At 46.3% G+C, this 24817-nt stretch carries 22 protein-coding genes; 7 read left to right on the top strand and 15 right to left on the bottom strand.

The window, feature by feature from the left end; genetic code table 11:
- Positions 1-283 precede the first annotated feature (283 nt).
- On the top strand, positions 284-1246 hold the full coding sequence (locus OM978_RS14740) for a glycosyltransferase family 2 protein (RefSeq protein WP_264342993.1): 963 nt from the start codon (positions 284-286) through the stop codon (positions 1244-1246).
- A gap of 276 nt (positions 1247-1522) precedes the next feature.
- On the opposite strand, the gene OM978_RS14745 is transcribed toward OM978_RS14740, so the two are convergent.
- From OM978_RS14745 to dkgB, 9 genes are all read right to left on the bottom strand, one after another.
- Positions 1523-2014 (bottom strand): glutathione peroxidase, encoded by a 492-nt coding sequence (locus OM978_RS14745; protein ID WP_264342994.1) that lies wholly within the window; start codon positions 2012-2014, stop codon positions 1523-1525.
- Positions 2015-2156: 142 nt separating this feature from the next.
- The gene (locus OM978_RS14750) at positions 2157-2570 is read right to left on the bottom strand and encodes an ExbD/TolR family protein (protein WP_264342995.1); all 414 of its coding nucleotides are present in this window, start codon (positions 2568-2570) and stop codon (positions 2157-2159) included.
- Positions 2571-3299, bottom strand: coding sequence for a MotA/TolQ/ExbB proton channel family protein (locus OM978_RS14755; RefSeq protein WP_233009387.1), 729 nt, complete (start codon positions 3297-3299; stop codon positions 2571-2573).
- Between the two features lie 10 nt (positions 3300-3309).
- On the bottom strand, positions 3310-3984 hold the full coding sequence (locus OM978_RS14760; RefSeq protein WP_264342996.1) for an energy transducer TonB: 675 nt from the start codon (positions 3982-3984) through the stop codon (positions 3310-3312).
- The gene (locus OM978_RS14765) at positions 3981-4661 is read right to left on the bottom strand and encodes a Fe2+-dependent dioxygenase (protein ID WP_264342997.1); all 681 of its coding nucleotides are present in this window, start codon (positions 4659-4661) and stop codon (positions 3981-3983) included. Before OM978_RS14765 ends, OM978_RS14760 begins: the two co-directional genes overlap by 4 nt.
- Before the next feature lie 46 nt (positions 4662-4707).
- The gene (locus tag OM978_RS14770; RefSeq protein ID WP_264342998.1) at positions 4708-7056 is read right to left on the bottom strand and encodes a catecholate siderophore receptor Fiu; all 2349 of its coding nucleotides are present in this window, start codon (positions 7054-7056) and stop codon (positions 4708-4710) included.
- 162 nt (positions 7057-7218) lie between these two features.
- Positions 7219-7818 (bottom strand): hypothetical protein, encoded by a 600-nt coding sequence (locus tag OM978_RS14775; RefSeq protein ID WP_264342999.1) that lies wholly within the window; start codon positions 7816-7818, stop codon positions 7219-7221.
- A 57-nt stretch (positions 7819-7875) separates the two neighbouring features.
- Positions 7876-8781, bottom strand: a complete 906-nt coding sequence (locus OM978_RS14780) for a diguanylate cyclase domain-containing protein (protein WP_264343000.1) — start codon at positions 8779-8781, stop codon at positions 7876-7878.
- Between the two features lie 252 nt (positions 8782-9033).
- Positions 9034-9849 (bottom strand): 2,5-didehydrogluconate reductase DkgB, encoded by an 816-nt coding sequence (gene dkgB / locus OM978_RS14785; protein WP_264343002.1) that lies wholly within the window; start codon positions 9847-9849, stop codon positions 9034-9036.
- 109 nt (positions 9850-9958) lie between these two features.
- Between dkgB and cobB the strand changes: the two genes are divergently transcribed.
- From cobB to OM978_RS14805, 4 genes are all read left to right on the top strand, one after another.
- Positions 9959-10663 (top strand): Sir2 family NAD+-dependent deacetylase, encoded by a 705-nt coding sequence (cobB, locus tag OM978_RS14790; RefSeq protein WP_264343003.1) that lies wholly within the window; start codon positions 9959-9961, stop codon positions 10661-10663.
- Between the two features lie 168 nt (positions 10664-10831).
- Entirely contained in the window at positions 10832-12439 is a 1608-nt protein-coding gene (locus OM978_RS14795) for a tyrosinase family protein (protein WP_264343004.1), read from the top strand.
- A 65-nt stretch (positions 12440-12504) separates the two neighbouring features.
- Positions 12505-14487 (top strand): multicopper oxidase family protein, encoded by a 1983-nt coding sequence (locus OM978_RS14800; RefSeq protein WP_264343005.1) that lies wholly within the window; start codon positions 12505-12507, stop codon positions 14485-14487.
- 182 nt (positions 14488-14669) lie between these two features.
- On the top strand, positions 14670-16673 hold the full coding sequence (locus OM978_RS14805; RefSeq protein ID WP_264343006.1) for a PhoX family protein: 2004 nt from the start codon (positions 14670-14672) through the stop codon (positions 16671-16673).
- 71 nt (positions 16674-16744) lie between these two features.
- On the opposite strand, the gene OM978_RS14810 is transcribed toward OM978_RS14805, so the two are convergent.
- From OM978_RS14810 to OM978_RS14830, 5 genes are all read right to left on the bottom strand, one after another.
- Positions 16745-16993: a DUF2798 domain-containing protein gene (locus OM978_RS14810; RefSeq protein WP_264343007.1), complete on the bottom strand. Its 249-nt coding sequence runs from the start codon at positions 16991-16993 to the stop codon at positions 16745-16747.
- Positions 16994-17114: 121 nt separating this feature from the next.
- Positions 17115-17465: a putative quinol monooxygenase gene (locus OM978_RS14815; RefSeq protein ID WP_264343008.1), complete on the bottom strand. Its 351-nt coding sequence runs from the start codon at positions 17463-17465 to the stop codon at positions 17115-17117.
- A complete protein-coding gene (locus OM978_RS14820; protein WP_264343010.1) occupies positions 17465-18409 on the bottom strand; it encodes a pseudouridine synthase in 945 nt (314 codons plus the stop codon). The genes OM978_RS14815 and OM978_RS14820 overlap by 1 nt, the downstream gene beginning before the upstream one ends.
- Before the next feature lie 59 nt (positions 18410-18468).
- Positions 18469-19023 (bottom strand): cytochrome b, encoded by a 555-nt coding sequence (locus OM978_RS14825; RefSeq protein WP_264343011.1) that lies wholly within the window; start codon positions 19021-19023, stop codon positions 18469-18471.
- 87 nt (positions 19024-19110) lie between these two features.
- Positions 19111-20385: an MgtC/SapB family protein gene (locus OM978_RS14830; RefSeq protein ID WP_264343012.1), complete on the bottom strand. Its 1275-nt coding sequence runs from the start codon at positions 20383-20385 to the stop codon at positions 19111-19113.
- 234 nt (positions 20386-20619) lie between these two features.
- On the opposite strand from OM978_RS14830, the gene OM978_RS14835 reads away from it, so the two are divergent.
- Both OM978_RS14835 and OM978_RS14840 read left to right on the top strand, forming a co-directional pair.
- On the top strand, positions 20620-21606 hold the full coding sequence (locus OM978_RS14835) for an LLM class flavin-dependent oxidoreductase (RefSeq protein ID WP_264343013.1): 987 nt from the start codon (positions 20620-20622) through the stop codon (positions 21604-21606).
- Between the two features lie 288 nt (positions 21607-21894).
- On the top strand, positions 21895-23694 hold the full coding sequence (locus OM978_RS14840; protein ID WP_264343014.1) for a S8 family serine peptidase: 1800 nt from the start codon (positions 21895-21897) through the stop codon (positions 23692-23694).
- Positions 23695-23733: 39 nt separating this feature from the next.
- Here the strand turns inward: OM978_RS14840 and OM978_RS14845 are convergent, their stop codons facing one another.
- Positions 23734-24720: a DUF481 domain-containing protein gene (locus OM978_RS14845; RefSeq protein WP_264343015.1), complete on the bottom strand. Its 987-nt coding sequence runs from the start codon at positions 24718-24720 to the stop codon at positions 23734-23736.
- Between the last annotated feature and the right edge of the window lie 97 nt (positions 24721-24817).

Raw genomic sequence — 24817 nt, forward strand, 5'->3', positions numbered from 1 at the left:
ATCCCCTTCGTGGGATGATCAGAAGCAGAGTGAGCCAAACTTTTCATAACCTTTAATAACAACCTGAACAGCAAAAAGAGAAGGCGTCAGTGTTCAGAAATTCCAAAATGAAAGCAAGCCGGAAAAATGGAAAATGAGCGCCTTATTAGCGCAGAGAAGGAAACACAATGATTCCCGACCCTTTCAGACTTTTTGTCATTGAGTGTAAAACTGCTGCTGAGTTGCGTTCAGATACTGATAAACTGAAGGCCATTGTTACACAGCGCTGATGGACCTCCCTTTTATGCAATCCGGTGTTTTACTGTCACTTGTTGTGCCTTTTTATAATGTCGCTACTTATTTTAGCCAGTTACTGGCTTCTATCGAGGCACAGCTGACAGAGCAGGTTCAAATTATTCTGATTTGCGACGGTGCATCCGACAGCAGCCTTGAACTTGCAGAGCAGCATATAGCAGCCTCTGCACTACCTAAATGTTACCTGCTGCTTCGCCAAGCAAACTCTGGTGTCAGCGTGGCAAGAAACCACGGCATCAAGCATGCAACTGGCGACTATATTGGATTTATTGATGCAGACGATTTAATGCTGCCGGGTTATATCCAGGCTGTATTGGACGTTATTCAGCAGCATCAGCCGGACCTGATTGAACTCGGTTATAAACGCTTTACTGATAGCGGTGTACTGAATGATGCCAAACCCCGTTATCTGCATCGCAGCTCAGGCTGGCTGACTAAAGACAAAGCTGTCACTGAGGTCTTTAAAGTAAACCAATGGTTTCCGTGGCTTAGGGTCTATCGCAAAAAAATGGCTATGGATTTTCAGTTTCCTGCTGGTATCGCCTTTTGTGAGGATGTGATGGCTATGCCCGCTTTGTATAAGGCGGCGGAGCGCTTGTATCATTTGCGTTTACCACTTTATGGGTACCGCGAGCATCAGGCCAGTGCGTCTTTTAATGTCAAAGCTGAGCATCAGCAGCAATTACAACATTTCTTCACAGAGCTACAGCAACAACAGGCTTATCCTGCTTTGCGTCCATTGTGGCGGCATATCTTATTGTTCCATTTAGCCTATTTGCTTTTTAAATTGCAGCTGGATAATAAAGATCTACAGAGTTTCCCGGCCAAGCTGGATCAGAACTTCAAAGCACTTATCCGCAGATGCTGGTGGCTACCGCATTTTTCAGTACGAAAGAAATTACAACTGGCTTTTGCGCCCTATTTCTTTAACAAGAACAGGACTAAAAGCTGAAAAGTACAGCAATGATAAAACCAGAGGAAGCTTTGCTTTTATTGTTTTAAATCAAGGCACTGCTGTTAGAACAAGAGCACTCTTTGTGTTGTTCTCACAGTACGATGAACAGGTTGCAAAAAAGACAGGTCTTTGCGTAACCGATCCCAGCCTTGTGTACTTTGCACCTGATAACACCTCTGTCGTCAGGCGTTTTTTTGAATGCTAAATGGGTTTAAACGCAAAAACGGACGACCATAAAGGTCGTCCCTACAATTTACCGTTCATTCACAGAGCTTATTTTGCCGCTAGAGCCTGTTGAATTTCAGTTTCTAAATCTTCAGGTTTGGTTAGCGGAGCTGCGCGTAAAATCGCCTTGCCGTCACGGCCGATCAGAAATTTCGTGAAGTTCCATTTGATAGATTCTGAGCCTAACAAACCTGGTTTTTGTTGTTTCAGGTTTTTAAATAAAGGCGAAGCATCCGGGCCATTGACGTCAATTTTGGCGAACATTGGGAAAGACACACCATAGTTCAATTCACAAAACTCACTGATTGTGCTTTCATTGCCCTGCTCTTGCTTACCAAACTGGTTGCAAGGGAAACCTAATATTTCCAGGCCCTGATCTTTGTATTTCTTATACAACTCTTCTAAGCCTTTGTACTGCGGCGTAAAACCACATTTGCTGGCTGTATTCACAATCAGCAGCACCTTGCCCTGATAGTCTTTTAACTCAACCGGCTGGCCTTTGATATTGGTGACTGCTAAATCAAAAATTGGGTTCGACATTGGATATTCCTCTGTAGCGCCCTGATGTTCGGGCTGCACTGTTCGACTGAAAGTTCAAACATAATGCCTAACAATTAAATTGCATGCAATTTAATTTTATCGATGTAACTTATGAAAAAAACCGAACAGCGAAACAACACGCTTAGCTGGCTGGTTCGCTGATAAAGCCTAACTTCAATAAACCCGATTGCTGCACAGCGGCCATAGTTTTGAGTACATGTTCATAAGGTGCGGCTTTATCACCCCGTATATGCACTTCGGGTTGCGGTTGTTTTTGTGCTTGTTCAGAGAGTTTCAGTTCAAGCGCAGCCGCATCAATAGGCGCGTCGTCCCAAAATACGGCACCATCTGCTTTTACTGTTAAAGTGACAGTTTGAGGTTTAATTTCCTGCTTTTCATTGCTGACACGAGGTAAATCCACCTTCACGCTATGCGTTAATACCGGCACTGTGATAATAAAAATAATCAGCAGCACCAGCATCACGTCGACCAGCGGTGTCATATTAATTTCGCTCATCACTTCATTATCTGAATCAAAACCGCCACCAAAAGCCATTTATTTTGCCTCCTTTAATGGCACTACCACTTTGCTGCTTTTTGGCGCTGCGCCCGTCAGAAAATAGGCGTGTAGTTGATGAGCAAAACGATGCATTTTATTCAAAACGTCTTTGTTGCCACGTTGCAAAGCGTTGTAACCAAGCACAGCAGGAATAGCCACCGCCAGACCAAAAGCCGTCATGATCAGCGCTTCGCCAACAGGTCCAGCGACTTTGTCGATGCTGGCTTGTCCCGACACGCCAATACCCACCAGTGCATGATAAATACCCCAGACGGTGCCAAACAAACCGACAAAAGGCGCTGTTGAGCCGACAGAAGCCAGAATGGCCAGGCCCTTTTGCATCTGCTCAGCGCTTTCATCTATAGCGCCACGCAGGCAGGAGGTCAGCCACTCAGTTAAGGGTAAATTACCGTGTAAATCCTGCTGATGGCTTTGGTGATGGTCCAAAGCCGCCTGACCTTCATCCGCCATATAACGGAAGGGATTCATAGGCCCTGTAGCAGAGTCAGCAGAACTTAAAATCCGCAAACCTTCGGTAAAACTGTGAGCATGCCAGAAATCATTGCTGGCTCTGCTGATGCGTTTTAAGCGCCATAAACTGATAGCCCGGATCACAATCACAGACCAACTGGCGACCGACATCAGCAACAGCATCACAGCCACAGCTTTGATAACAAAGTCACCTTGTGCCCAGAGTGCGGCAACGCCATAGGGATTTTCTTGCATGATTTACTCGCTAATTAATTGAATTTAAATTAAAAACTACAGGCTGCACAAACCAGTAATCTATCGGCTGGCCCAGTTTCAGCGCAGGTTGATAAGTCCAGCCGCGCACCGCGTTTAATGCCGATTGATCCAGTCGAGCAAAACCCGAACTTTGTTTCAGTTTTAACTGCCCTACTTTGCCGTTTTTCAGCACCAACACCTGTAAATAGACTGTGCCTTGCTCTTTCAAACGACGCGATAAGGTCGGATAAAGTGGCGCTTTGTTCAGTGCTTTATTGGCAGAGGCCACTGGTGGAGTTGCTTGAGGTTCAGGTTCTGATGCCTTAGTAGCAGCTTTGCTTTTTACAGCTTGCGCCACAGGTTCTGGTGCACTGACAGCTTTAGGTGAAGCTTCAGCAACAGGAGCTGGTATTACCGGAGCTGGTTTTGGCTTAGCCACTGCTTTTTTAGCTTCAGCTTTTTTCTGTTTCAGCGGTTTGGGTTTTGGCTTTTTAACAGGTTCAGGCTGAATTGGCTTAGGTTTAGGTTTTTCTGGTTGTGGTGCTACCGGAGCCGGAATAATAACCCCTTCAATAGCTTTTTCGACCGCTTTGACTTGAGGTTCACTGGTTTGACTAACCACAGCAGCAATCAAACTTAAGTGCACCATCAGCACCATTAAAAACAACGAGACAGATCGTTTCACAGCTCAGCCCATAAACGCACTAAGTTATGATAATGCCCGGTCAGCGCCAGCACTTCTGCCGTGTCGCCATGCTGTGAGCGTAGCTGTTGTATGGTTTGATCCAGTTCAAATAACATAGAACGCTGTTGATCATTACGCACCATACTTTGGGTCCAGAAAAAGCTGCATACCCGCTCGCCACTGGTCACAGGCAATACCTGATGCAAACTGCTGGACGGGTATAAAATCAAATCTCCGGCCGGCAGCTTAATTTCATGCAAACCAAAGGTATCCATGATTTGCAACTCGCCACCCTGATAGTCATCAGGCTCAGACAAAAATAAGGTCGAGGACAAGTCTGTTCTTAAACTCAAACCAGAATCAGGCAAACCGCGGATAGCTCCGTCGACATGTAATCCATAATGTTCACCGCCCTGATAGCTGTTAAATAAAGGAGGTACTGTGCGAAGCGGAATGGCAGCAGCCATAAAAAGCGGGTGCTGATACAAGGCTTGTAAAATTACAGCACCCAACTGTTTCGCCAGTGGGGATTCAATGGGTAACTGTTTATTTTGTTTAACCAAGGCACCTTGTGGCCCAACGGTAGCACGACCGTCAGTCCAGTCTGCTGCATCAAGCAACTGCCTGAATTGTGCCACTTGGGCTTTGCTTAGAACTTCCGGTATATGGATTAACATGCTGAAATCCCGCAAAGGGCCTCAATCATGAGGCCCTTTTATTGTTTTAGAACTGTACATTGACACCCAAACGGAATGAACGTGGTGTGCCCAGATAATAACGCGAGCCACCGTTGTTTAGAGCTGACATATATTCCTCATCTAACAGGTTATATACGTTCAACTGCACATCCACATAAGGCGTTACAGGATAAGAAGCCATCGCATCTACGACCCAGTATTCAGGTACTTCAACCACTGAAGTCTTCGCCAGATTTACAGTAGTGCTGCTGGAACGGGAGACTGTATCAACATAACGCACGCCGCCACCTAAAGTCAGACCTATTGGCAACTCATAGGTATTCCACAAGGTGAAGGTCACTTCAGGTGTCCACTGGATTACACCGCCATCTGTAGGGTTGGTACCTGCCTGATTACCGCGGGTAATCTCAGAGTCCATGTAAGCAGCACCTGCGCTAATTTGCCAGGCTGAGGTGATAGCTCCCACCACACCTAACTCAATACCACGCACCTGACGCTCACCGACTTGCAGTGCAGTGCCATCCGGATCCGTGGCAATTTCGTTTTCGTTAGTGCTTTCAAACACCGCAGCTGTTACAGCCAGTTTTTCATTCAGCAGATCCCACTTAGTACCCAACTCTAAATTAGTACCTTTTTGTGGATCCAGATTTGGATTATTGATGTTGTTTGCGGTTTCACTCAACGTGAAGTTAGCGCCGCCCGGTGGTAACTGGCTGGTGGCGTAGGACAAATACGCACTGCCGTTTGCTGCAGGTTTATATAACGCACCCAATTTGTAACTGGCCAGATTGTCTGATGCTTCTACAGCAGAACCGAGCTTAGTGCCTACAGGAATATTCTGTGGTGTTGAGGTACCCTGAATAGTCACTGTATCGGTTTCAGTTTTGTAGTGCTCAAAACGCGCACTGGCGTTTAATTGCCACTGCTCGTTTAAATGAATAGTGTCAAGTACATAGATACCCGAAGTTAAAGTACTGCCATCAGTGCTGGCGCCGGTATGAACCGGATTAACAAAAGCATCATCCGTACTTGGGTTGTACAAGTTAGCGGCCACCTGAGTAGTGCCAGCTGGTAAAGCCAGGGTATTGTTACGCTGACTCTCATAAATAAATTCGATACCAGAGCTGATATCGTGCGTCAGGCCTGCCATTTCTACAGAAGTTGTCAATTGGGTCTGGTTGGTTAAGATCTGGTTTCGTTGATCTTTACCCTGACGGCTGCGGGAAATGGTCCAGTCAGCAGGATCTGCGATAGCTACCGCAGCAGCACCAGTGCCCGTTGTCGTCGTAATGGCATTCACACCAGTCAGTAAATAATCCTGGGTGGATTGACCGAAACGTGACGTGTTGCGGATGGTAGTTTTATCGTTTAAGTCATGCTCAATTTTGGCTGTGACCATAGTAGCTTTGACATCGTCAAAGTCATTTTTAGAACCGTAAAAATTGCTGGTATCCACAGGAGCCAGTGTTTTACCGGCATTTGGGCCACCATTGGGGAAATTTGTACTTGGGTCGGCATCAAAAGCAGCATTGTAGTAACCTTCCAAACCTACTGTTGGAATACCACCGTCTGGCAAATTCTTTTGATCGACATGGAACAGATTTAAATAAGCACGGGTTGTTGTACCTAAACCTAAAGCTAAAGAGGTGGCGATACCGGTTTTGTCATCTTCCACTTCATCACGATCTACGACACCTGAATCTTGCTTAAGCAGATTCACCCGAATGGCAGAAGTATCAGACAACTGGCGATTCAAATCTACAGTGGCTCTTTTGTGAGAACCAGAACCTAAAGTCAGATTGCCTGTAGTGAATTCTTCTTGTGTAGCTTGCTTGCTTGATAAGTTGATATAACCAGAGGACGAACCACGGCCATTGTCAGCACCTGCAGGGCCTTTAGCGATTTCAACTTGTTCAGTATTAAAAGTATCGCGGCTGATGGTACCTAAATCACGGATACTGTCGACAAAAATACTGCCCTGAGTATCAAAACCACGCATAAAAATCGAATCACCAGTGGCGGTGTTACCATTTTCACCCATCAGCATAGTGATACCAGGTGTATTGCGTAAGGTATCGGATAAGGTGGTTGCAGCCTGTTGCTGGAACAACTCTTTTTTCACCACAACCAGAGTTTGTGGTGTGTTCACCAAAGGCTGAGTCAGCTTGGTTGAACTTGCTTTTTCAGCTTTGTATTTTGCTTCCACTGCATCTGCTGTAACAACCACAGCGTCCAGTTGAGTGTCATTTTGCGTTGCAGTATTTTGTTGATCAGCTGTTGCTGTTGCCGGTAACGCCAAAGCGAAAGCTGAAGCTAACAAAGTGGTATTAAAACGGGCCACCTGCTGATGCTTTTTAGCGGTGATAAAAGCCATCGAATAAAGTCCTTCTATGAAAATAGAGTGTTAACAACAAGGTTTTCGGTATCGGCGCTGATCCTGCTGCGCATGCTATCGAGAATCATTCTTGTTTGCAAACAATTTTCATTAAGATGGAACTTTTTTTAAATCTGCTGCGGCTTAAGTACTCTGTAGCCTTTAGCGACGACGGATCAGTAACCTGATACCTAGTGCAGTGGTCAACATCAGCAACACTAACCCAATCATACCCAGTCCCTGATCCAGAGTTTTTTGCCCTGTCCATTGCAGGTAATGAGCTTTGTATAAATTGTTAATTAATTCAGTATCTTTTCCTTGCTGTGACAAACTTAAGCTGGCCCAGTCTAATTGGATTTGCACACCGGTATCAGTGACAAAACCCTGCTCTGTTGTTCGTAAGTCCTGACCATAACGCTCTGGGTCGGCTTTGATCGCATCTTTAATCAGCAACTGTAGAGCATCAGCCGACGGTTGTGGCCGCACAGTCAAATCATTCAGATCAAGCTGCTGCCAGCTATCTGATTGTTTCACCATCAAATGTATACCCAGCACTGTTTGCAGTAGTTTGATTTCCTGCCACTCTGGTTTTGGAATGATCTGAACGACTTTACTGATAGGGTAAGTTTTGACTGTCAGAGAGGAGAAAGCGGCCTGGTAACCGGGTTTTATAAAAAATACCAGGCCAGTTAAAGCCCAGACAAAAAACGGCAAAATTAAACACCAGCCTAAAATACGATGGATACGGCGGGGTAAGGACATAAGGATCCAGAGCTCAATTGCATGAAAAACAAAAGTTTAACAGCAAAAAGCGAACAGTTAACCGTAATTTTTCCCGGTTAACTGTGGAAGCTCTGCTGCGATACAAAGCTGATTGCCTCCCGCTTGCTTAGACTTATACATAGCCCTGTCAGCCGCTGCTAATAAGCAAGCCTGATCCTGACCATGAGCTGGAAATAAAGCTATACCTATGCTGGCAGAAAGTTGTAGCTGGTGTTGTTCAAATAAAAAAGGCTGCTGAAGTTTAGTTAAAAGATGCTGCAAGGTGCTGACTACAGCTGATGGCTCTGTCACCGCATCCATCACAATAACGAACTCGTCTCCGCCTAAACGGGCCACAGTGTCGGTTTCCCGTACTGAATACAGCAGAAGCTCTGCTACTTTTTTCAGGCACAAATCGCCTGCGGCATGGCCGTACTGATCATTCACTTCTTTAAACTTATCTAAATCAACAAAACACAAAGCCAGCATGCCCTGCTCGCGTCTGGCTCGCGCCAATGACTGCTGCAGCCGGTCATCAAACAAAGCTCTGTTGGGTAACTGGGTCAATGGATCGTAGAAAGCAATATGCTGCAACTGCTCTAACAGTTGTTTATGTTTGGTGATATCACGGGCTACAGCTACCCGCACATTTTGATCTTCAGACCAGCGTGCCGACCACTGGATATAAGCAATCTGCCCGTCTTTGCGGATATAACGATTTTCAAAATCAATTTTCTGATCGCCAGCCATAATTTCGCTGGCAGCAAGCAAGGTGCGCTCTCTGTCGTCCGGGTGCACTAACTCAATCATAGGCCTGCCAATCATTTCGCTGCTTTGATAACCAAAGATCCGCTCACAGCCGGAACTCAGATACAAAAAGTGGCCATTGGCATCCACTACACAAATAGCTTCAAGTAACTGATCGATATAATCACTTAACGAGGCTAACGACGGGCTTGGCATACAACTCCTGCTTGATTTGTTGAACTGCAATAACAAGTGCTATTACAAGCTCAGCCAAAAATGACTCAAAGCCTTGTAACTATAGGTCAGCTTCAGCGCTTATAGAGGGGAAAATAGCAGAGTAAAAATAAAGAAACAATGAATATGATAAAATTGAAATAAGAGTTAGAGTGAGAACCAATGCTGATTAAAACAAAAGAGCCTGATCCGGCTCCTTTGTTTTGTAGTTAAAGGCTGCTTTTGTACAAACACTTAATCCCAGTCAGGTGCAAAATCCGGATTGGCAAGACGCTCGTTTCTGTCTAACCCAGCCAGTTGAGTCATATTCTCTGTCGTCAGTTTCAGATCGATAGCCATTAAGTTTTGCGCCAGATTGGCTCTTTTGGTGGATGATGGGATCACAACAAAACCCTGCTGTAATGACCAGGCTAATGCCACTTGCGCTGCTGTTACCTTATGTTGTGCCGCTATCTGCTGGATCAGCGGCTCAGTCAGCACCTTGCCATAAGCCAAAGGCATATAAGCTGTGATCTGAATACCCTGTTCTTTTGAATACTCCACCAGTTTGTGATTTTGTAAAAACGGATGCACTTCCACTTGATTAGTGGCGATTTCCGCCACACCCACTGCATCTATCGCCGCTTTGGTTTGTGCAATGGTAAAGTTGGATACACCCATCAGCCGGGTTAAGCCTGCTTGTTTTGCCTCAGCCAAAGCTTCCACATAAGACTGCACAGGAACTTCATCCGGCAAGGGCCAGTGCACTAGCGTTAAATCCACTTGATCCAGCTGTAATTTTTCCAGGCTTTGTTCCAGACTGGCTTTGAGTTTGTTTTTGTTTAAAAACTCAGTCCAGATTTTTGTAGTGACAAAAAGCTCTTTGGCTTTTATACCGCTGTCGCGAATAGCACGACCTACGTCCTGCTCATTGCCATAAATCTGAGCTGTGTCTATATGGCGGTAACCCAGCTCTAAGGCGGTGATCACTGACTGATAGGCATCATCACCTTTTAAGCGAAAAGTACCGGCCCCTAACACAGGGATAGTGTTTGCAAGAATAGTGTTCATGATCTGGTTCTCCGTTTAAGTTGGCAGTAGCATACAACAAGCAAGGCTTTGAATAATCCGGGCCATCAACAAAACACTTTTGCTCTGACAGCAACAAAGGTTCTGATTTATGCGATTTAACAACATAGTAGTGCTGACAGGGGCTGGTGTATCTGCACAATCTGGTATTAAAACTTTTCGTGATAACAATGGCTTGTGGGAAAACCATCGCATAGAAGATGTAGCCACACCAGAAGGCTATCAACGCGACCCTGCCTTGGTGCATCAGTTTTATAATCTGCGCCGTGCACAGTTGTTAGATGCAAAACTAAAACCCAACGCCGCCCATCTGGCCCTGGCCAAATTTGAACAGCAGCATAAAGCCCAAGGTGGCCGTTTTTTATTAATCACCCAAAATGTAGATAACCTGCACCAAAGAGCGGGCTCAGAGTCTGTGATTGCTATGCACGGTCAGCTGCAAAAAGTGAAATGCCCTGTGACAGGCAAAAATCAAAGCTGGTTAAAAGATTTAACTGCCGCTGACTTATGCCACTGTTGCAGAACACCACAACCACTTAGACCCGATATCGTCTGGTTTGGTGAAATGCCTTATCAGATGGATGAATGTGTGGATGCGCTGATGCAGGCCGATTTATTTATCTCCATCGGCACTTCAGGTCAGGTGTATCCAGCAGCTGGTTTTGTGCAAATAGCTGCAGAGTCCGGTGCTCATACAGTGGAGCTGAATATGGAAGCCACCCGTGGTGATTTTGCCGAAGGTTATTATGGTCCGGCCGCTAAAATAGTACCTGCTTACCTTGCCAAATTAAGCTGAAACTTTTTTCTGCTTTAGCTTCGTATCACATCAGCTTACAACAACTGAAATAAATTCATTCGCATTTGATTTATCAAAAAAAGGGACTATGGTTTTGTAGCCAATTCAGCTAATGTTTCTACGATAGAAACTTAAGCATCATGTCTACACTACAAAAAGGATCCTTGTATGCCCTCCGCTCAGATCAAAAAATCACGCCACAAGAATAAAACGTTAACACTGCTCATCTCGTTGATGCTGTTTTGCAGCTGGCAAGCGTCGGCCGAAAGCTCTTACCGCATCAGTGTAAAAGATTTCGCTGCCGATCCAGCCAAGGTGCAGGCCATACGAAAAGGGATAGAACGGATGAAAGCCAGCAGTCAGGCTAATCCCATGTCAGCAGAGTACCGCACCAGTTTTGCGTACTGGTCTAATACTCATGGTTTTTTTGGTACAGGTAAAAACTCCACCGACCTGAAAGCCTATATAGCTTACCGTATGCCAGGCTGTTTAGAGGCACTGGATAAAGCCACTTGCGATGCGTATTACCAGCATATGAGCAATTCAATAGTCCCCAAAGATGGCTTTACCGAAAACGTCTGGGGCACCTGCCAGCATGGCAATCTGAACTTTTTACCCTGGCACCGGATGTTTTTATTTTTCTATGAAAAAACCTTGAGAAAACATGTGGGTGATCCGAACTTCTCTTTACCCTACTGGGACTATTTTCAGGAGCGCAGCGCAGACGGTAAAGGCTTAGCCTTACCACAACTTGTCAGAGGACAAGCCGCGGGCCCGCTTTATGATCAGTTCCGTACCCCAGGACTTAATGACAATAAAACAGCCATCGATCCAGACAGCGCCAGTGCAGCTCAGGCTTTTTCTTACACCGATTTCACTCACTTCTCCAATCAACTGCAAGGGCAACCACATGGCGCTATGCATTGTGCTGTAGGTACAGGTTGCTCCACACCGGATATGGGATTTGTCCCTATCGCTGGTTTAGACCCAGTGTTTTATATGCACCACGCTAATATAGACCGCTTGTGGCAATGCTGGCTGAATAAAAAGGCGGGTGGAAAAACCATTGATTTAGCCTGGGCCAAAGCAAATTTAGGCATGCCAGATAGCTGGTATCAAACCAGTTACAGCTTTGCCGACGAAAATGGCAATCAGGCCACTATGACCATAGCTGATGTGTTTACACCGGGGAAAATTCCGGTCCGTTACAGCAAAGAAACAGCCTGTGATATTCAAAAAGCGGCCCCACAGCAGCAAGTGGCGCAAACTCAGGCACAGCTAAAAATGACTAAATTTAAAACTCATGCGCCGGTCAGCAGTAATAAAACCGTTGATTTACGTGGCCTGACAACCAAAGTTGCGTTGGATCCACAGCACCCGGCTCAACTCAAAGCATCAGACAAAGTAGAACTGCTGGCACAGACAACAGGGGATACCTATTTGATCCTGCAGGATGTCAAGATGGTGGGTGCCCCTGCTACCACTTACAAAATTTACCTGAGCACTGAACAACAACCAGAACAAAAATTGTACGTCGCTACAATTAACTACTTTGGTGTTGCAGACCACGCACATGCTGGCCACGCTATGGGAGATATGGGCGACCTGGTCTATAAAGTCACAGATCTGGCGCAGCAATTGGGTCATGCAGCGGCAGCCGATCTGATGGTGCATTTTGTTCCTACCAATTTGACTACAACAGAAGTGAAAGAAACGGCCCGCCAAAGTGGTGTCACTGTAGGTCAAATCCGACTGGAAACAGCACCAGCGAAGTAACACAGGTATCAGACAAAACCCGGAGCATTCCGGGTTTGTCTTATGTCATTCACACAGGAGTTTTTATGTCAGACCTTATTCTTCGCCGTGCAGTCAGTCTTGCACTTACAGGGGCCGCTTTGTGCAGTTTTGTATTGCAGGCCGATCAACCTCGTCCCTTGCAAGACCCGCCCCTATTGGATATTAAAAGAGCCCTATTGGCACCACTGACCAAAGCACAACAACAAGCCGGAGCGCCACAACCTGATGAAGCCAGCCTGAACTGGGATGTTGTGTTTACCCGCAGCCAGTTGTGGAATCCAAATACCAACAGTTGGGATCAGGTGAATTTACGCAGCTATCAGGGTAGTAAAATTGATCCTAAAGCACCTTTTGTCGCTCCTACTTTGCGGGTATTTCCCGGCGAAACCATCAGAGCCACTTTAAACAATAAGTTGCCTGTTGATCCAAGTTGCATCAGCCATAGCGAAGGAGTAAACAGCCCACATTGTTTTAATGGCACCAATATGCACACCCATGGTTTGTGGATTAATCCTGCGGGCAACAGCGACAACGTGCTGATTTCTATCAACCCTACAGTGTCGTTTCAATACGAATACAATATTCCGGCTGACCATCCAGCTGGTACTTTCTGGTACCACCCACATCGTCATGGCTCTACAGCCATTCAGGTCGCAAGCGGTATGGCTGGAGCTCTGATCATTCAGGGCACCCGCCAACCGACGAAAGACCGCACTGGTGACATCGATCTGTTATTAACCAGCTCTCCCAACCAGACCTTTAAAGAACGCACCATGGTGTTTCAGCAAATTCAGTATGGCTGTTACACCAAGCCGACCAAACCAGGTGAAGAGCCAGTACTGAAAATCGATGCCAAGGGTGCTTATATCTGCGACCCGACCGATGTCGGCGAAATACTGGATTACGCCGGATTTGGCCCGGGCGGCTGGAGTAAATCTGGCCGCTACACCAGTATCAATGGCGCAGTACAGCCCTTTTTTGCCGACGCCAAAGCAGGTCAGGTCGAACGCTGGCGTATGGTGCATGCCGGGGTACGTGACAGTATCAATTTAAAAGTCGTAAAACTGACTGGTCAGCAATTGCAAGGCCCGGTTTCTGCGGCTGATGAGCAAAAATTACTGCAAAAGTCCTGTACCGGTGCTTTAGTGCCACAGCATCAAATAGCAGCAGATGGTTTAACGCTCAGCGAAATAGATTCCACTGAAGTCACAGTATTTCAGCCGGGTTACCGCTGGGATACGCTGATGATGTTTCCTGAAGGCGGGCAATATTGTGTCATAGACGATGCGGCCGCAGCGTCGGCCAACGTCGATCAAACCCCATCTGAACCACAACTACTGGGTATAGTACAAGTGGCAAATTCAGCTGGGCCAGTGACGTCCACTATAGGTCAACAGTTAATCCAAAGCGCCAAAATTAATATCAGCCCTGATATGCAAAATGCCGTGATAAGCGACTTACAGACAGGCCTGAAATTAAGCCATTTTATCCCTCACCCATCCTTGCCGGAAACCCCGAATAAACAGCATCTGGAGTTTAATATAGAGACAGTGGTGGATAGCGAAACTAAGGAAAAAGTGACCCTTTTTGAAATAGATGGTGAACCTTACAAACCCGGCCGTATCGACCGGGACCTGATTTTAGGCAACACCGACGAATGGATTTTGACCTCAAAACTGGCCAGCCATCCGTTTCATATTCACGTGAATCCATTTCAGGTAGTGGCTGTGTTGGATCCGAATGGTAAAGACGTCAGCGGCGACGATGCAGTAGATGATTTTGACACCAGCAAAAAATTGCCCGATCCGCAGTACAGAGGCATAAAAGGTAAATGGAAAGATACTATGTGGGTAAAAAATGCCATGGGTAAATCCTACACTGTGATAGTCCGCACTAAATACCAGCGTTATATCGGTGATTTTGTATTGCATTGCCATATTCTGGACCATGAAGATCAGGGCATGATGCAAAATGTGCGTATCAGCCTGCCAAGCGCCACGGGTGGAGTCAGCAAAGGCCACCACTAAAAACCTGTACGCAGTGTGGCAAAGTCCACACTGCGTTTTTCACAAGCCCACAGTAGCAGCCCATTGTCATATAAATGTCGAATAGACGTCTTTATTTTATCAACAAAAAGTAACCTTACTGAAACAAGCAACAGCTCTAATGTCGCGTGCAGATTTTTAATTAAACCGACATCGGAGTCAAAATGCAGAACAAAAATTTCCAGATTGATAACTCGGGCATAGATCCACAAACTAACTTTTCAGATAACCCGGATTTTCAATCCGTATTGGCTTCACGCCGCAGCTTTTTAAAAGGCTCTTTAGGTGCCGCCATAGCCACCATTATGGGCACTACTCTGGTTGGTTGTGACAGCGACACTGCTGCCCCTGTAACAGGCCCTGTGGGTATCAAACCTGAACCTGCTCCGGTGTTATTGGGTTTTACAGCTATTGCTACCAACCGTCTGGATACGGCAACAGTTCCTGCTGGTTATACAGCACATCCATTTTTACCTATGGGCACCCCACTTTTGGGCAGCTATCCGGCTTATCGGATTGATGGCAGTAACAGCGGTGCCGATATGGAACAGCAAGTAGGTGCACACCATGACGGTATGCACTTCTTCCCTTTAGATGCCCGCAGCAGTAATAAAAACAGCAACGAAGGTGTACTGGTATTTAACCATGAATACCTGGATGCCAACGTACTGCACCCTATGGGTCCTACAGGCTTACCGCGCCCCGCGGATGAAGTACGCAAAGAAGTCGCAGCACACGGCGTGACTGTGGCTCATATCAAAAAAGATGCGCAAGGCCAGTTCCAACTGGTACAAGGCAGCCCGTTAAACCGCCGTATTACAGGCGCGACGCCTATGGATATCACGGGCCCGGTGCGCGGTGACGCCAAAGTAGTCACTAAGTACAGCCAGGATGGTACCCGTACCCGCGGTACCTTAAATAACTGTGGTAATGGCTATACACCTTGGGGCACTTATTTAACCTGCGAAGAAAACTGGGCAGGTTATTTTATGAATGCCGATGCAACTAAACCTCGTGAACATAGCCGTTATGGTGTCAGTAGCAGCAATGGCCGTTATTTTTGGGAAACGGCAGATTCAGGCGCCGATCAGTACCAGCGTTTTAATGCATCCAGCCTGGGCGCTGATGCAAACGAAGATTATCGCAACGAGCCAAATACTTTTGGTTGGATCGTAGAAATTGATCCATTTAATCCGGACAGCGTGCCACAAAAGCGTACAGCTTTAGGCCGTTTTGGTCATGAGGGTGTGATTTTTGGACCAGTAGTGGAAGGTCAGCCTATTACTGTTTATTCAGGCGACGATTCAACTTTTGAATATATCTACAAATACGTGTCAAAAGCAGCTTACTTCAAAGCGACGGCTGGCGGTCATTTACTGAATGACGGTACTTTGTATGTGGCTAAATTTAATGCCGACGGTTCAGGCGAATGGCTGGCTTTAGATATCAATAACGAAGCTTTGATGGCGAAAGCTGCTTTAGCTGGCGTTAGTTTCGACAGTCAGGCCGACTTATTAATTAATACCCGTCTGGCCGCTGATATTGCTGGCGCAACGAAAATGGACAGACCTGAATGGGGTGCAGTGCATCCAACGACAGGTGAGGTGTATTTTACACTGACCAACAACACAGGCCGTAAACCAGAGCAAATCGATGCTCCTAACCCACGCGCCAATAACACCACGGGGCATATTATTCGCTGGAAAGAAAACGCTGCGACCCAAGGCTTAAGTTTTAACTGGGATATCTTCCTGTTGGCTGGTGACGTAGGTACAGCAACTCCGGGCACTAATCTGACGCTGACAGCAGATAACCATATGGCAAGCCCGGACGGTTTAATGTTCAGTGCCAACGGTTTGCTGTGGATCCAAACCGATATGAGTGGCTCTCAACAAGGTGAAGGCCCTTATGGTAATAACCAGATGCTGGTCGCAGACCCTGTAACCCGTACCGTAAAACGTTTTTTTGTTGGCCCAGTGGATGCAGAAGTCACAGGCATAGCCTTTACACCAGATTTAAAGACTATGTTTATAAATATCCAGCACCCGGGCGATCGCTCAACCCCAACCCAGTTCACCAGTAACTGGCCAGCCAATGACGGCACCAGCAGACCACGTTCTGCAACTGTAATAATCACCAAAGATGATGGCGGCGTGATAGGTTCTTAAGCCTTTCTTACTAAAACAAAAACGCCGGTTGAATACCGGCGTTTTTTTGTGCTTTTATTGCTGAGTGACGTTTAAGGTGTTTCGACAATCAAGGCGGTCAACTTGCGCACCAGTGGTAATATCAATAGCAATACCGGATAAGCCACTACCCAGGATAACCCCCAGGCTCCCAACCAGATAGGCAGTTCAAAACCGCTAAAGCCAGTGCTTTTTAGCGTACTGATCAAAGACACAATACAGCTCATAATAATGGATAAAATCAGTGGCATAACATAAGCCATAGAACGGGCCGGAAGTTTTTTAAAAAAAGTAGTCGACATCACAAAGCTCATCAAATAAAAACATGCTTACATCATAAAGGCTGTGCCTGATATTCCACGACAAAGCGGAACACTATGCGACTAAAATAAAAAACCGCACACAAGCTATCAACCCGACCTATTACCCTAACTTAGGCGCATCAAAGTTTTCTGGTTCATCCGTGTAAACACAGACATTCCAGTCCTGCGCTAACCCTGTTTCAGCTACGCAATAGGTCTGGAAAAAGTCTTTAATTTCATTGCGCTGACAATGGGCTTCAAAACTTTGCATGTCAGCCCAAATTTCATTAAAGACAATAGGAAAACTTTTACCTTCGGCAAAAGGGCTTGGAATATGACGGGTGACTCTGTAGTGCAGACAGGCATCTTCACGTAAGGTATTAGCCTCCAAACCTTGCAGCACTTTAAAGAGTTCCGCCTCTTTGCCTGGCTTAGGTAAAAACTGGGCTATGCAATAGACTTTTTTAGACATTAGTTTTCCTTAGATCCGTTACTAACAGGCCAACTTTGCAGCTGACGGCTTGATTCAAATTGATGCTCCAATCCGCTAGCCGGATCGGTAAAACTCAAGCGCTTGGCCAGCAATTGCAAAGGTTGTGTGAAGTCCAACTGCTGCCCTGGCCCTTTTGGCAATAAGTCTGGGTAGTATTTATCAAATAAAATAGGACAACCCAAAGACAGCATATGCAAACGCAGCTGATGAGTTTTACCTGTATGGGGGCTTAATTCAAACAAACCAAGTTCAGCTCGTTTGTCTACCAGACTAAGGCTGGAAAACGCATTCACTTCCCCTCCAACCTGCTGCATTAAAAACGCTGGTGTGGATTTTTCCAACCGGTTTTTAACCTGCCAGTGCTGTGGTACATCCAGTTGCTGTATATCGTCCGATAACCTGGCCACCGCCTGATAACTTTTACTAATCTTGCCATCGGCAAACAGTTGATAATACAAAGGACGGCTTTGACTATTAACAGAAAACAGCACCAAACCCGCTGTTTCTTTATCTAGTCTGTGTACTGCGACCACATCGTGCAAAGCTGTATCCCGTTTTACCCGTTCCAGCAGGCATTCGTTGACGAATTCACCACCCGGTGTCACAGGTAAAAAATGCGGTTTGCAGGCCACAACTATATGTTCGTCCTGATAAATAATCTGATGGGCAAAAGGAATAACAGGCTCAGCTGCTACTTCACGGTAATAACAGACTCTGCGGCTGGGTAAAAAGGCGGTGTTGGCATGGATCACTTCACCACCAAACCAATGCACTTTGCCATCAGCCACACGTTGTCGCCAAATGTTAGCGTCAATACGGCTGAATTTCTCAATCAGAAAATGCAGCACAGTGCCCCAGCCCAAATCTTTGGGTGGCAAGGTAATTTCAGAAGCCTGATTTGCTTTCACTGTTTTGCTGATCATAAGCCCTCACACCAGAGGGCCCAGAGTTAAGACGTTTCAAAGGGTCGAGTCAACCAGTTTTAGCTTTTCTGGCCAAATAATCCGGGCACCATACGTTTTAAGGTGTTGTCTTTTAATCTGTAATGATGCGCCAACGCACCCAAAGTATGCACAGCAATCAGCACATAACCTGCAGTGCCCACCCATTCATGGATTTCTTTAATGGACCCCGCCAAATCCGGATCCGGCCCAATCAGCGCCGGCAATTGAAAACCCCAGAACGGGATCACTTTATCGCCTGCACTTAATATCAGCCATCCAAGCAATGGCATCAGCAATAAAAAGCCATAAAGTGTCAGGTGCATCAGACCAGAAATTTTAATAGCCATAGCCGAAGGCGCCGGCTCTATTGCAGGGATAACACTAAAACGCCGTACCACAAGGCGCAGCAAGGTAATCAACCACAAGCTTAACCCCAGCACAAAATGCACCTCTTTAATCAGGTCGCGCTCTGCTGTGCCTTTTTCAAAGATACCTCTGAATTCAATACTGGCATAAATGGCGATAATCAATAGCACTGTTAGCCAATGCAAACGTACCATCCAGTTACTGTAACTTTGTTGTGAACCCGACATACCTACCTCTTGTTTTAATTACTTTGTTTATTCTGCCAGTGAAAACTTAAGACAAGCTGAGCTTCCGTCTACTCAACGCCGTTCCACTCAGCTAAAACTAAATAACAACAGCCCCACTAGCCCAAGCGCAAGCATGGCCGCTGTCATACGCAGTGCCAGAGTCTGAGTGCCCACCACCCATACCATGGCTGCTTTCACCAGTGAATTACTTAAGATGGCAATACCAATGGCGGTGGCAGCTAAATCAACAGCCTGACTGCGACCGGCATAATCAGCTAAGGACAAACTAATGGCATCAACATCCGTTAAGCCTGCTAACGCGGCTAACCAATACAGCCCCTGACCCGGCGCATAATGTTCCGCCAGCTTAACCAGCAGCAACACCAGCGCAAAAAGCAAAGCAAACTGAATAGCCGACCATAAACTAAAGGGATTAGTCACAGGCACATCGGCCGCAGATACAGCTTGCAGCCTGTGTCCTGCCAGAAAAAACGCTGTCGCAAAGCCTGCCGTCAACAAAGCCAGCCCAAGCAAGGGCCAGACTAATTGCTGCATTAAAGGCACAGAAACAGCGGTGACAATCAACAATACCCTGCCAAACATCACCAGCCAGGACACTAAAATTCCAGCCGCTAATCTGTTGGCGGCGCCACTGTCGGTTTCTGTTTTGCTGCTGCGGGCGAAACTTAAGGTCATAGCGGTAGACGACACCAGCCCACCAGTCAGGGCTGTGATCATAGTGCCTTTCACCGAACCAAAAAAACGTACCGCTATATAACCCACTAAAGATAAGCCGGAGATTAAAATCACCAAAAGCCAGAGTTTATAAGGATTCAGCGCCTGCCATGGGTCGACAGTTTCATTAGGTAACAAAGGCAAAACAATAAAACTGGCGATCAGAAGCTTTAAACCCGCGTAAAGATCATCAGCACCTATCTTACTGACCAGCCCGTGCAAAGGCTCCCGAAACGCCAGAATAGCCGAAGTTAAAATAGCCAGAGACACGGCTATTTCGGCAAAACCAAAAATCACAGCGCCGCCTAATAAACACACAGTAATAGCAGACAACTCGCTGGTTAGACCCAAAGCCACAGGGTTGTCTTTATTCTCCAGATAATACGAGCTCAGCACTATCACAGACACTGCAGCTAAAGCCGTGATAAACAGCCATGGGGTTTGTAAAAATACCGATAACCAGGCGCTGACAGCACCTAGCTGAGCAAACAGAATAAAAGTCCGTACGCCGGCAAAAGAGCCGGGATGGTTATTGTTTTTGTGCTTTTCCCGCTCAATCCCTACCAGAGCGCCAATCAGCAAAGCAATCAGAAAGTTCTCCGCCAAGGTAACGTCAAATCCGGCCATAATTCATAGTCTTAGTTGTTTGATCCCAGCATAGCTGAATTTAGCGCTGCTCTATTGATCTGTCGCAACACTAGGCCAACTTGCTTTTATCCATCGCAAAAAACTACAGATTCAACGGCAAAATCTGACTAAATACAGCACAGGACTTGAATCCATATCGCTGCGCACCCATTGCACTAGTACTTTTATACCAAACGGTATTGAATGCAATATTCACAGCATAGCGGAGCACTGATGATCCCTTTTTCTATTTTAGATTTAGCCCCTGTCCCTTCAGGTAGCACTATTAGCGATAGTTTTGCCAACAGCAAAGTCTTAGCCCAACAGGCAGACGACTTGGGCTACCAACGCTACTGGCTGGCAGAGCATCACAATATGCCGGGAATTGCCAGCGCTGCGACTTCTTTGTTGATCAGCCATCTGGCGGCAGCCACTTCACGCATCCGTTTAGGGGCTGGTGGCATTATGCTGCCGAATCATTCACCTTTGGTCATCGCCGAACAATTTGGCACTTTGGCGACCTTGTACCCGGATCGTATCGACTTAGGTTTAGGCCGGGCACCAGGCAGTGATCAGTTGACAGCACGGGCTTTGCGGCGTAACAGAATGGAAACTGAAGATCAGTTCCCAAGCGATATCCTTGAATTGCAGCAGTATTTTGGTCCGGTAAAGCCAAATCAGGCGGTACAAGCCGTACCAGGACAAAACCTGAATGTACCTTTATGGATTTTAGGTTCGAGTTTATACGGCGCTCAATTGGCGGCCCATATGGGTTTACCTTATGCATTTGCCTCGCATTTTGCCCCAGCCATGATGGAACAGGCCGCTGCTTTGTATCGTAGAGAATTTAAGCCATCGGCTCAACTGGATAAACCTTATCTGATGCTGGCGTTGAATGTATTTGCTGCAGATACCACAGCAGAGGCTCATCGCCTCTTTACGTCACCGCAACAGCAGTTTGTCAATTTAGTCCGGGGTGTACCAGGTTTATTGCCTGCACCAGTCGGGGATATGGATCAGATTTGGCAGGCGCATGAAAAAGCCTATGTGGAAAAAGCTCTGGCTTGCTCTGTCATAGGTAATCCGGCTGAAGTAAAACAAGGTATTCTGAATTTTATTGCAACACATCAACCGGACGAGTTGATGCTGACTGCTATGATGCACGACCCCAAAGCGCGGCAAAAGAGTTTTAAAATCGCAGCAGAACTGATCACTGATTAGTCCTGCTATTGAGTGGTTTTTTGCATTTCTCAGATCGCTTGCTTTTTTACCAGTCTAAGCGGTCTGCAGTCACTTTTCGTACAAATTGCTGTACATGCTACCGCTTACATTTAATTACATTTGAAAACAAAATTTAATAACTTGATTGATTTTCCATAGCAAAAGATGGCATTTAGAAGTTGCTGATACACAGCACGAATGCGACAAGACTCCAATTTATTGCGACAAAAGCACAGCAGATGCATAAGCGCAGTGGAGAATATAACAATAAGCAATGGGAACAACTCAATGAAAATCAGTAAGTTAAATAAAATTTCATTCGCTACTTTAATGGCCTTAGGCTGCACCACTGTGGCAGCAGCAGATCGGGTCATTATTCAGGTCGACAATGCCAACAAAGGTATTATCACAGCGTTAACAAAACAGCTGGGTGGTGAAGTAAAAGTAGATGCAGATGGATTTATCGCCGCTCAGTTCAATGGCAGATCGGTAGATGAAATCAAAGGGATTTTGAAGAACCCTCATATCAAACTGGTTGAAGAAGATTTAGTGCGTAAACCAATGGCGTTATTTAATGACGACGCTGGTGACCCAATGCAACAACAAATCACGCCTTATGCTGTGTACCAATCTCAGGCCAATCAGGTGCAATTTAACCCTGGTGCAGGTATTAAAGTCTGTGTGATTGACTCTGGTTTAGATCAATCCAATCCTGACTTCAACTGGGGCAGTATCACTGGTGATAACGACTCAGGCACTGGCAACTGGAACGTCAACGGTGGCCCACACGGTACACACGTGGCCGGAACCATAGGTGCTGCAGACAATGGCGTTGGTGTTATTGGTATGGCCCCTGGCGTACCTATGCATATCATCAAAGTATTTAACGCTGAAGGCTGGGGTTACTCTTCGGATCTGGCCTTTGCAGCGCAAAAATGTAAAAACGCAGGTTCAGACATTATCAGCATGAGCTTAGGTGGTGGTGGTTCTAACACAACTGAATCAAACGCCTTTAAAACCTTTACCGACGCTGGTGGTTTAGTGATAGCCGCCGCTGGTAACGACGGCAACAATGTCCGCTCTTACCCTGCAGGTTATCCTTCTGTCATGATGATCGGTGCTAACGACAATAACAACAATATCGCAGACTTCTCACAATTCCCAAGCTGTACTGCTAACGGCAAAACAGATGAAACTATTTGTGTGGAAGCCACTGCAGGTGGTGTAGATACCTTATCCACTTACCCTGCCGATATGGCAACCAGCGCAACCTTAAACGCCAACGGCGCTCCTTATGCAACTTCTGCGATGGAAAACCCAGGTACTGTCAGCGCCGCCACATTTTTTATGGGCACAGCAGAAGCGGTAAATTCAGGCGCTGCCGGTAAGATTTGTATGATTGACCGTGGTGTGATCTCTTTCCACGATAAAGTGAAAAACTGTCAGAACTCTGGTGGTGTAGGTGCTGTACTGATCAATAACACTGCAGGCATGTTATACGGCACCTTAGGTGAAGGTTCAGCCAACACCACATCCATCCCTGCTGTAGGCGCAGCTTTTGAAGACAGAACTGCGCTGCTGGCAGCAACCACAGTGTCAATTAACATTGGCACCAGTGATTACGGCCTGATGAGCGGTACTTCTATGGCAACACCTGCGGTTTCAGGTATTGCTGCTCTGGTTTGGTCAAATCACCCAAGCTGTACCGGTACTCAGATCCGTAATGCATTAAAAGCTACAGCTAAAGACTCTGGTGCTGCAGGTAAAGATGTGTACTTCGGTTACGGTATTGTTCAGGCAGCAGCTGCAGATCAATACCTGACGACCAACGGTTGTGGTACAACAACCCCTGGGATCAGTCTGACATTACAAGGCATTTCCAGTAAAGGTAAACGTTATGTCGACCTGACTTGGGGTAGCGCGACAACCAGTTCAGTCGACCTGTACCGCAACAACGTAAAAGTACTGACTACGACTAACGACGGCGCCCACCGCGACGGCCCGTTAAACCGTGGCAGCTACAGCTACAAAGTCTGTGAAGCGGCAAGCACAACCAAGTGCAGCGCTAGTGCTTCTATCAGCCTGTAATTGATGGCTTAGGGGCTGAGCTACTCAGCCCCTTTTTTCTCAAAACTTAGCGCCTATGCTGAGTTTTTGATGTAAATCGCGGCTGTCTGCCGAAAGGCCTTCGTATTCAGGCAATATCACATCAATTTTTGACCAGTCTAAGTCGACTGAAAATGACAATCGAATGCGCTCTGTCAGGTAATAATGCAAACCTGAACTCAGGTTTATTTCCTGTTTGAATTCAATGTATTGCACCGGTTGATTGACAGGTTTTAAGTAACTGCCTTCACTGAATACCTCAAAGCTGCTGCCTGGCCATAAATACCGCAGATCCCATTCCAGCTGCACATGACGAAAATCCAGCTTTTGTCTGTCGCCGAAAAAAAGCTCCAGCCCTGCAGTTTCCTTAAAGTGAGTGCGTTTTAAACCTGCCAGAGCGATAAGCTCAACCCGCAGTTCAGCCGTGTCATAAAAGCTGTAACCCACACCTGAGCTCAGATCCATATTTTTATAATCGGATGCAATAAAGTCCTGTGCATAATCCACTTTATTACGCCAGAACAGTTGTGGCTGGAAGAAATAGTCAGCGCCGGGATTGAGCAGATACTTATGGGTTTTCTTTAACGAGTTACTGGTTTCGTAATCGTACTTCCCATCAAAGGTTAGCCGCATATTGTCATCACGTTGTTCAAAGGCTGTCTTAAAGCCCAGGTTGTCGGTGCTGCTGCTACTGCGTTTTTTACCTGCGGTTAAATCCACACTGTATTGCCTGACAGGCTGATTTTTAATCACCACAGCTTGAGTTTCAGCGACAACCACGGGAGCAACAGGAAGCAGCTTTTGCTGCTCAATACGGTCAATTTGGGCTCTGGGTAATTGCACCTGCCCTGAATACGGCAGATTTAGGAATACGATATCTTTGTCTTGCTGAGTGATAGTGCCTGTTAATCTATCGCCATTCTTCATCCAAATCACAGCACTGTGCCCAGCAGAAGCATGACAAAAAGTACACCACAACATAACTGTCAATAGCAGCGCTTTGATCACAGCCATTATCCTTGTGCAGAGAAAACTAATTTTTAATAACATCAGTTTAACAGCAGTGAATTAGTCTACGCAGCTCCCCTCACCAAAAAGCCAAAGA

The sequence above is a fragment of the Rheinheimera sp. MM224 genome (genome assembly GCF_947090785.1).
GTDB lineage: Bacteria > Pseudomonadota > Gammaproteobacteria > Enterobacterales > Alteromonadaceae > Pararheinheimera.